Below are 9,412 nucleotides of genomic sequence, written 5' to 3'. Positions count from 1 at the left end.
ACCGCCGTGAAAGGGCGGTGTCCTAGGCCACTAGACGAAGGGGACGCAAAGCCCTTCAAAGGCGACCGATCGAAGCGACCGGTGTGGCAATCGAGATTGGTGGAGCTAGACGGGATCGAACCGTCGACCTCTTGCATGCCATGCAAGCGCTCTCCCAGCTGAGCTATAGCCCCATCTCGAGGACGGGGCGCATATTAGGTGCGGCCCCGCACAGTGTCAACGATATTTTCGCCTCGACCTCGAGATTTTCTAGCATCAGAACAAATACTTACCACCGACGAGCGGTTTGAACCCTCAAGGCATCGCCGCGAAGAGTTTTTCCCACTCCTTCACTTCTTTCTTCGAGGCACCGCCCAGCAGTTCGAGCGCCTGACGCAGGCGGAAGCGGGTCAGGTCCGGACCGATGATTTCCATGGCATCGAGTACCGAGACCGAACTCGCCTGGCCGGTGATCGAGGCGAACATCAGTGGCATGACATCACGCAGTTTCAGTTCGAGATGCGCAGCGACCGCATTAATGCAGTCGGTAATGCGCTCCTTGTCCCACTGGCGCAGCGCTTCGAGCTTCCACAGGGTCAGTTGCAGTACTTGGCGAACCTGGGTGGCGTCGAGCTTCTTGTGCTCGAACAATGCGGGATCGAGGTTCAACGCTCCGGAAAAGAAGAAACCGGCCAGCGGCGCGATCTGACTGAAGGTCTCTACGCGCTGCTGCACATGCGGTGCGATCTGCATCATGTAGTCGGGGTTGAACGCCCACTTCTGCACGGCGGCGGCAAATTGCTCGACCGACAGCTCGCGCAGCCACTGGCCGTTGAGCCAGGACAGTTTTTCGATATCGAAGATCGGACCACCCAGCGAAACCCGGTTGATGTCGAAGTGCTCGATCATTTCGGCCAGGGTGAATTTCTCGCGCTCATCGGGCATGGACCAGCCCATGCGGCCCAGATAGTTGAGCATCGCCTCGGGCATGAAGCCCATGCGCTCATAAAAGGTGACCGAGGTCGGGTTCTTGCGCTTGGACAGCTTGCTCTTGTCCGGATTGCGCAGCAGCGGCATGTAGCACAACTGCGGCTGCTCCCAACCGAAGTACTCGTAGAGCTTGATCAGCTTCGGTGCCGATGGCAGCCACTCCTCGCCGCGCAGGACGTGAGTGATGCCCATCAGATGATCGTCCACAACGTTCGCCAGGAAATAGGTGGGTAGACCGTCGGCTTTCATCAACACCTGCATATCCATGCGATCCCAGCCGATCTCGACCGTACCGCGCAGCATGTCGTTAACCTGGCAGACGCCTTCGCTCGGCACCTTCATCCGAACCACGTGTGACTCGCCCGCCGCAATGCGCTGCTGCGCCGCTTCGGCAGGGATATGCATGCAATGGCCGTCGTAGCGCGGCGTTTCCTTGTTGGCCATCTGCTCGGCACGCACCTGATCCAGGCGCTCGGCGCTGCAGAAGCACGGGAAGGCATGCCCCTTTTCGACCAGCTCGTCGGAGTACTTCTTGTAGATCTCGCCACGTTCGCTTTGCCGATATGGGCCGTGTGGGCCGCCAACGTCCGGGCCCTCATCCCATTCGATACCCAGCCAGCGCAGCGCATCATAGATCTGCTGTTCGGATTCGCGCGTGGAGCGCAGCTGGTCGGTGTCTTCGATGCGCAGAATGAACTGGCCACCATGCTGGCGCGCGAAGCAGAGGTTGAACAACGCGATATAGGCGGTGCCGACGTGCGGGTCGCCAGTGGGAGATGGTGCGATGCGGGTGCGAACGGTGGTCATGATGTTCTCGGATCAATGCACAGGGAGACACGGCAACTGGCGGAGCCGGCGCAATTGGCTGAGTCAGCGCGTGTAAAGGCGCGATGTTAGCAGGCGTGCCTCCACTGGCTCCACCAGGCGACCGTCCGTAACCGGCAACGACTGCATCAGGAAATCCAGAAAGGCTTTGACTTTCATGGCCTGGAAACGCCGCGAGGGGTAGACCGCGTAGATCTCCCCGCTCGGCAGTTCGACCTGAGGCAATAGCTCGACCAGATCGCCATCACGGACCTCCTGGTCGGTGATCATGGTCGGCAGCACGGCGATACCAGCACCGGCTAGCGCCGCTTCACGAGCGAAGGTGATGTTGTTGCAGCTCAGCACGCGCCTGCAATTGATGTTCTGCTCGAGCATCGGCCAGTAGCGCACCGGGTCGCGCGACAGTGTGATCGCTCGGTGCTCGGCCAGGTCGGCCGCCACCGTCGGCACGCCATGCTGCGCGAGATAGGTCGGGCTCGCGCAGAACCGTCGGCGGGTCTCGAACAGCTTGCGCGCGATCAGAGTGGAATCCTGTGGCTGGCCAACCGAGATGACGATATCGACCCCCTCCTCCACCGGATCGACATAGCGCGAAGCCAGTTCGACTTCGGCGTTGATGTCTGGGTACAGCCGCATGAAATCACCTAGCACACGCCCGAGAATCCACTGGCCGAATTCGATCGGCGCCGAAATCCGCAACAGCCCGGCCGGCGCCTGCTGCAGCTGCATGACGACCTGCTCGGCTTCGGCGAAATCGAGCATGATCTGTCGGCAACGCTCGTAGTAGGCCTGACCGACCTCGGTCAGGCGCAGGCGCCGAGTGGTGCGGTTGATCAGCCGCACGCCGAGCCGCTCTTCGAGCTGGACGATCCGGCGGCTGACTGTGGACTTCTGCATGCCCAGGCTCGATGCCGCCTGGGTGAAACTGTGGCACTCCACTACCCGAGTGAAGATCAAGGCGTCATCTAGGCCCATCGATTGTTCCCTGAATGCAACAACGTTTAGCGATTGTAACGACTTATTACGAAACAGGAACGCTGGTAGATTGTGCGGCTCACTTCCGGTCACGAGCGACGAAATGCCTGCCAAGCTGCAACGCCGACTCTTCATCTTCGTCGTCCTGCTATTGCTGGTGGCAGGCGCCTTTTTCGCCCACTGGTTCTTCACCGGCCGCTTCTACGAGCACACCGAAAACGCCTATGTGCAGGGCGAAATCACGCGTATCTCCAGCCAGCTCGCGGCACGAATCGAACGCGTCCATGTGCAGGACAACCAGCACGTGAAACCCGACGATCTGTTGGTGACTCTCGAGCCCGGTGACTTCCGGCTGGCACTGGACCAGGCCCGGGCGAACCTGGCGATTCGCGAAGCCGAGCTCGCCCAGGCCCATAGTCGCCTCGAACAACAGACCAGCCTGATCGCTGCCAGCCAGGCATCGGTCAGCGCGGCGCAGGCGACCCTCGAGCGCAGCCAGGTCGACTTGTCGCGCGTCGAAGCCCTGCGCAAACCCGGCTTCATCTCCGAGGAACGGGTGACTACGCTCGCCGCGGACGCCCGCGTGGCGAGTTCGCAACGGCAGAAAGCCGAGGCCGATCTGGCGGCCCAGCGACAGCAAGTGGATACCTTGCAAGCCGATATCAAGCGCCTGCAGGCACAGATCGACGGAGCACGCGCGGAAATCGAGCGAGCCGAATTGAACGTCGATCGCACTGAAATCCGCTCGCCCATCAGCGGCATCGTCGGCCAGCGCTCGGCACGCAGCGGTCAGTACGTCCCGGTGGGCGCCTATCTGATGTCGATCGTCCCGGATGAGGACATCTGGGTGCAGGCCAACTTCAAGGAAACCCAGATCGGTCGCATGCAGGTCGGTCAGAATGCTGAACTGACCTTCGACACCTACCCCGACACACCGATCGAAGGTCGCGTCGAAAGCCTCTCTCCCGCCTCGGGCGCGCAATTCAGTCTGCTGCCGCCGGACAACGCCACCGGCAACTTCACCAAGGTGGTGCAGCGCATTCCGGTCAAACTGACCTTTGCCAGTGACAATCCACTCAAAGGTCGCATCCGTCCCGGCATGTCGGTAGACGTGAAGATCGACCTCCGTGGCCGCTGATGCGCTGATTCGTCCGGTTGGTGAACCCAGCCGGCGGGACTGGATCGCCGTGATGAGTGCCATGCTCGGCGCCTTCATGGCGGTTCTCGATATTCAGATCACCAACTCCTCGCTGAAGGACATCCAGGGCGCGCTATCCGCCACGCTGGAGGAAGGTTCTTGGATCTCCACCTCCTACCTGGTGGCGGAAATCATCATGATTCCGCTCACCGCCTGGCTGGTACAGCTGCTCTCGGCGCGGCGCCTGGCGGTGTGGGTATCGATCGGCTTTCTGATTTCTTCGCTGCTCTGCTCCTTCGCCTGGAATCTGGAAAGCATGATCGTGTTCCGTGCGATGCAGGGCTTCACCGGTGGTGCGCTGATCCCGCTGGCCTTCACCCTGACGCTGATCAAGCTGCCCGAACACCACCGGGCCAAGGGTATGGCGCTGTTCGCCATCACCGCCACCTTCGCCCCCTCGATCGGACCCACGCTGGGCGGCTGGCTGACCGAAAACTGGGGCTGGGAGTACATTTTCTATATCAACATACCGCCCGGCCTGCTGATGATCGCCGGCCTGCTGTACGGGCTGGAAAAGAAGCCGCCCCATTGGGAACTGCTGAAAAGCACCGACTACGCCGGCATCGTCACCCTGGCGATGGGGCTCGGCTGCCTGCAGGTGTTTCTCGAGGAAGGCCATCGCAAGGACTGGCTGGAGTCGACCCTGATTGTCCAACTGGGGTCGGTGGCGCTGATCAGCCTGATCTTGTTCGTCATCTTGCAGCTGTCGCGACCCAACCCTTTGATCAACCTGGGGATTCTGCGCGAGCGCAACTTCGGCCTCACCAGTATCGCCAGCCTGGGCATGGGGCTCGGCCTCTATGGATCCATCTACCTGTTGCCGTTGTATCTGGCCCAGATTCAGGATTACAACGCACTGCAAATCGGTCAGGTGATCATGTGGATGGGGATTCCGCAGCTGTTCCTGATCCCGCTGGTGCCCAAACTGATGAAAATCATCGCGCCCAAGCTGCTCTGTGCTGCCGGCTTCGCTCTGTTCGGCCTGTCCAGTTTCGCCTCCGGCGCGCTCAATCCAGACTTCGCCGGCGACCAGTTCCACCCGATCCAGATCATCCGCGCGCTGGGCCAGCCGTTGATCATGGTCACCGTCTCGCTGATCGCCACGGCCTATATCCAGCCGAAGGATGCTGGTTCGGCGTCGAGCCTGTTCAACATCCTGCGCAACCTCGGCGGCGCGATAGGCATCGCCTTGCTCGCGACGCTGCTCGACAGCCGCACGAAGATCTATTTCGACTATCTGCGCGAGTCGGTGGTGCCGAGCAATCCGGCGGTGGCCGAACGTCTCACCGCACTGACCCAGCAGCTGGGCAGCGAGCAGGCCGCGTTGGGCCGGCTCAGCGAGATCACGCATCAGCAGGCGATGATCATGGCCTACAACGATGCGTTCCATTTCGTTGGCATCGCACTGGCGATCAGCATGGTAGCCGTACTGCTTACCCGCAAACTCCCCGAGGACATCAAAGGCGGCGCGGCGCACTAGGCCCACACCGCGGCTCAACGGTCAGACCTGCAACAAGCGCTCGCGCAACTTGTGGATCTCGTCACGGGTCTGCGCTGCGGCCTCAAACTCTAGGTCCCGCGCATAGGCAAGCATCTTTTCTTCCAGCTGGCGAATCCGTTTGGTGATCTCGCTCGGCGACCGCAGTTCGTTTTCGTAACGCGCCGCCTCTTCCGCCGCTTTGGCTTCGCCGCGACGTTTCTTGCTCCGCGAGCCGGGCACCGTGGCCCCTTCCAGAATGTCCTGAACGTCCTTGAACACACCCTGCGGCACGATGCCATTGGCTTCGTTGAAGGCTATCTGCTTGTTGCGGCGGCGCTCGGTCTCGCCGATCGCCCGCTCCATGGAGCCGGTCATATTGTCGGCGTAGAGAATCGCCCGGCCGTTGAGGTTACGGGCCGCGCGGCCAATGGTCTGAATCAGCGAACGTTCGGAACGCAGGAAGCCTTCCTTGTCCGCATCGAGGATGGCTACCAGCGACACCTCGGGCATGTCCAGACCCTCGCGCAGCAGGTTGATGCCCACTAGCACGTCGAACACGCCCAGACGCAAGTCGCGGATGATCTCCACCCGCTCGACGGTGTCGATATCCGAGTGCAGATAGCGTACCCGCACGCCGTGATCGCCCAGGTAATCGGTGAGGTCTTCGGCCATGCGCTTGGTGAGCGTCGTGACCAGCACCCGCTCTTCCTTCGCCACGCATTTGGTGATTTCCGACAGCAGATCATCGACCTGGGTCAGCGCCGGCCGTACCTCGATCTGCGGGTCCACGAGCCCGGTGGGCCGCACTACCTGCTCGATCACCCGGCCGGCATGCTCGGCCTCGTAGGGTCCGGGCGTCGCCGAGACGAAGATGGTCTGCGGGCTGACCGCTTCCCACTCGTCGAAACGCATCGGCCGGTTGTCCAGCGCCGATGGCAAGCGGAAGCCGTACTCGACCAAGGTTTCCTTACGTGACCGGTCGCCTTTGTACATGGCGCCGACCTGCGGCACGCTGACATGAGATTCGTCGATCACCAGCAGCGCGTTGGCTGGCAGGTAATCGTAGAGCGTCGGTGGTGCCTCGCCGGAAGCACGACCAGAGAGATAGCGCGAGTAGTTCTCGATGCCGTTGCAGTACCCCAGTTCCATGATCATTTCCAAATCGAAACGGGTGCGCTGCTCGAGCCGTTGCGCTTCTACGAGCTTGTTGTTGCTGCGCAGGTAATCGAGACGGTCCTTCAGCTCGACCTTGATGTTCTCGATGGCGTCGAGCAGGGTCTCGCGCGGTGTTACGTAGTGGCTCTTGGGATAGAAGGTGAAGCGCGGCAGCTTGCGAATCACCTCGCCGGTCAGCGGATCGAAGGCGGACAGGCTTTCCACTTCGTCATCGAACAGCTCGATGCGCACCGCCTCCAGATCGGACTCGGCCGGAAAGACGTCGATGACATCGCCGCGCACGCGGAAGGTCGCCCGTGCAAAGTCCATGTCGTTGCGTGTGTACTGCAGACCGGTGAGCCGTCGCAGCAACTCGCGCTGATCAAGACGGTCGCCGCGATCCACGTGCAGCACCATCTTCAAATATGACTGAGGATCACCCAGACCATAGATGCAGGACACCGTGGTAACGATGATCGCGTCCGGCCGCTCCAACAGCGCCTTGGTCGCCGACAGTCGCATCTGCTCGATGTGGTCGTTTATCGACGCGTCCTTCTCGATGAAGGTGTCCGAAGAGGGCACGTAGGCTTCCGGCTGGTAATAGTCGTAATAGGAAACGAAATACTCGACTGCATTGTTCGGAAAGAACGCCTTGAACTCGCCATAAAGCTGGGCGGCCAGCGTCTTGTTCGGTGCCAGTACCAGCGTTGGCCGCTGCACATGTGCGATGACATTGGCAATGCTGAAGGTCTTGCCGGAGCCTGTCACACCCAGCAGGGTCTGGTGTGAGAGGCCAGCCTCGATGCCTTCGATCATTTGCCGGATGGCTTCCGGCTGGTCCCCGGCGGGTTTGAAGCGCGTGACCAATTCGAACTTCGACATATCGACCTCTTCAGATAGCGTGACGACCCGAAAGCCGAACGGTGGAGCCTTCCAGGCGGTACCTTCTCAAATGCATCGAACCGCTGCGGGCAGGGCGAACAGCTGACACAGCCCCTTTCAATGCGGTCGCTCCCGACAATATCAAGTGCCCGACCGAACAGGCAGACGAAGCGAGGCAAAATGGCGACCAGGCGGGCATGAATCGGTTAGAAAAAACCGCCCTAGCATATCGCGACGGAGGGGCAGGCCCGCTATACTCTTGCCCCGTTTGCGCACCGCCCTCAGCGCGAAGCGAGGGTGTTGCATCAGTCACCTCCTCTCTTCGAGCCTCCCCATCATGAGTTTGTTCTCCGCTGTCGAAATGGCGCCGCGCGATCCGATCCTCGGCCTCAATGAAGCCTTCAATGCCGACACGCGGCAGAACAAGGTCAATCTGGGGGTGGGCGTCTACTACAACGAAGAAGGCCGAATTCCTCTGTTGCGCGCCGTCGCAGCCGCCGAGATGGCCCGTCTGGAACTCAACGCGCCACGCGGTTACCTGCCCATCGAAGGTATCGCCAGCTACGACATGGCCGTACAAGGCCTTTTGTTCGGTGGCGATTCGTCGCTTGTCGCCGATGGCCGCGTGGTGACCACCCAGGCACTGGGTGGCACCGGCGCATTGAAGATCGGTGCCGACTTCCTCAAGCGCTTGCTGCCCGATGCGGTGGTGGCCATCACCAACCCCAGCTGGGAGAACCACCGCGCGCTGTTCGAGTCCGCCGGTTTCCCGGTACAGAACTATAGCTACTACGACGCGGCCAGCCACGGCATCGACCGCGCCGGCATGCTCGAGGATCTGAAAAACCTGCCGCCCCGCTCGATCGTCGTGCTGCACGCGTGCTGCCACAACCCGACCGGCGTCGATCTGCAGCCGCAAGATTGGAAGCAAATTCTCGAGGTGCTGCGCGCCAACGACCACGTGCCCTTCATCGACATCGCCTACCAGGGCTTCGGTGACAGTATCGAAGAAGACGCCGCCGCCGTGCGCCTGTTCGCCGAGTCAGGCATGAGCTTCTTCGTCTCCAGCTCGTTCTCCAAGTCTTTCTCGCTGTACGGCGAGCGTGTCGGCGCGCTGTCGATGGTCACGCAGGGCCGTGAAGAATCGGCACGCGTGCTCTCGCAGATCAAGCGCGTGATCCGCACCAACTACTCCAACCCGCCGACTCATGGCGCCACCGTGGTCTCAGCCGTACTCAACAGCCCGGAACTGCGAGCCATGTGGGAAACCGAGCTGGCCGAGATGCGCACTCGCATCCAGGACATGCGCCTGAGCATGGTTCACCAACTGGCCGAAAAAGGCGCCAAGCAGGACTTCAGCTTCGTTGCCAAACAGCGCGGCATGTTCTCTTATTCGGGCCTCACCGCAGCTCAGGTGGAACGCCTGCGCACCGAGTTCGGTGTCTACGCGATCGGCACAGGACGCATCTGCGCAGCGGCGCTGAACCACAACAATCTGGACCACGTCACGGACGCGATCGTCCAGGTCCTCTGATCCGAGAGGGGGTTGACTTCCCCTTTGTAAACAGTAGGATACGCACCGCTGTTCCGCGATAGCTCAGTCGGTAGAGCAAATGACTGTTAATCATTGGGTCCCTGGTTCGAGTCCAGGTCGCGGAGCCAAATCAGAAAGCCTCGGTTCATACCGGGGCTTTTTTTATGGCTGCCAGACTCTCACCAGGGACTGCGTCCTAGGTTATTCGGCAAGCCTCACCCCTTCGGGGCCGCGCTGAAGCGCGTTCTGCTACGCAGTCGAGTCCAGGTCGCGGAAGCCAAATCAGAAAGCCTCGGTTCATACCGGGGCTTTTTTATGGCTGCGACTCTCACCAGGGCTGCGTCCCAGGTTATTCGGCAAGCCTCACCCCTTCGGGGCCGCGCTGAAGCGCGTT

Annotated in this window: 6 protein-coding genes and 2 tRNA genes; 4 read left to right on the top strand and 4 right to left on the bottom strand. The window is 61.1% G+C overall.

Features of this window, described 5'->3' with window-relative positions:
* Positions 1-97: 97 nt before the first annotated feature.
* The 3 genes from MCB86_RS19620 to MCB86_RS19610 form a co-directional block, all read right to left on the bottom strand.
* Positions 98-173 (bottom strand) — tRNA-Ala (locus MCB86_RS19620).
* A gap of 121 nt (positions 174-294) precedes the next feature.
* Positions 295-1,776, bottom strand: coding sequence for a glutamate--tRNA ligase (gltX, locus tag MCB86_RS19615; protein WP_239611937.1), 1,482 nt, complete (start codon positions 1,774-1,776; stop codon positions 295-297).
* A 63-nt stretch (positions 1,777-1,839) separates the two neighbouring features.
* Entirely contained in the window at positions 1,840-2,769 is a 930-nt protein-coding gene (locus tag MCB86_RS19610; protein WP_045162957.1) for a LysR family transcriptional regulator, read from the bottom strand.
* 103 nt (positions 2,770-2,872) lie between these two features.
* Between MCB86_RS19610 and MCB86_RS19605 the strand changes: the two genes are divergently transcribed.
* The gene (locus tag MCB86_RS19605; RefSeq protein WP_045162958.1) at positions 2,873-3,907 is read left to right on the top strand and encodes an HlyD family secretion protein; all 1,035 of its coding nucleotides are present in this window, start codon (positions 2,873-2,875) and stop codon (positions 3,905-3,907) included.
* A gap of 49 nt (positions 3,908-3,956) precedes the next feature.
* Complete coding sequence (locus MCB86_RS19600; RefSeq protein ID WP_196298678.1) at positions 3,957-5,447, top strand: MDR family MFS transporter; 1,491 nt, start codon at positions 3,957-3,959, stop codon at positions 5,445-5,447.
* Positions 5,448-5,468: 21 nt separating this feature from the next.
* On the opposite strand, the gene uvrB is transcribed toward MCB86_RS19600, so the two are convergent.
* Positions 5,469-7,484 (bottom strand): excinuclease ABC subunit UvrB, encoded by a 2,016-nt coding sequence (gene uvrB / locus MCB86_RS19595; RefSeq protein ID WP_045162960.1) that lies wholly within the window; start codon positions 7,482-7,484, stop codon positions 5,469-5,471.
* Between the two features lie 337 nt (positions 7,485-7,821).
* On the opposite strand from uvrB, the gene MCB86_RS19590 reads away from it, so the two are divergent.
* A complete protein-coding gene (locus MCB86_RS19590; protein ID WP_239611936.1) occupies positions 7,822-9,018 on the top strand; it encodes an amino acid aminotransferase in 1,197 nt (398 codons plus the stop codon).
* A 52-nt stretch (positions 9,019-9,070) separates the two neighbouring features.
* Positions 9,071-9,146 (top strand) — tRNA-Asn (locus MCB86_RS19585).
* Positions 9,147-9,412 lie beyond the last annotated feature (266 nt).

Source organism: Pseudomonas sp. KSR10, assembly GCF_022355455.1.
Taxonomy (GTDB): Bacteria; Pseudomonadota; Gammaproteobacteria; order Pseudomonadales; family Pseudomonadaceae; genus Stutzerimonas; species Stutzerimonas stutzeri_E.
This window is presented reverse-complemented; position numbering and strand designations above follow the sequence as displayed.

Bases quoted from the DNA above. Each gene is read 5' to 3' on its own strand.
- gltX (WP_239611937.1), bottom strand. From the start codon at position 1,776: ATGACCACCGTTCGCACCCGCATCGCACCATCTCCCACTGGCGACCCG.
- MCB86_RS19610 (WP_045162957.1), bottom strand. From the start codon at position 2,769: ATGGGCCTAGATGACGCCTTGATCTTCACTCGGGTAGTGGAGTGCCAC.
- MCB86_RS19605 (WP_045162958.1), top strand. From the start codon at position 2,873: ATGCCTGCCAAGCTGCAACGCCGACTCTTCATCTTCGTCGTCCTGCTA.
- uvrB (WP_045162960.1), bottom strand. From the start codon at position 7,484: ATGTCGAAGTTCGAATTGGTCACGCGCTTCAAACCCGCCGGGGACCAG.
- MCB86_RS19590 (WP_239611936.1), top strand. From the start codon at position 7,822: ATGAGTTTGTTCTCCGCTGTCGAAATGGCGCCGCGCGATCCGATCCTC.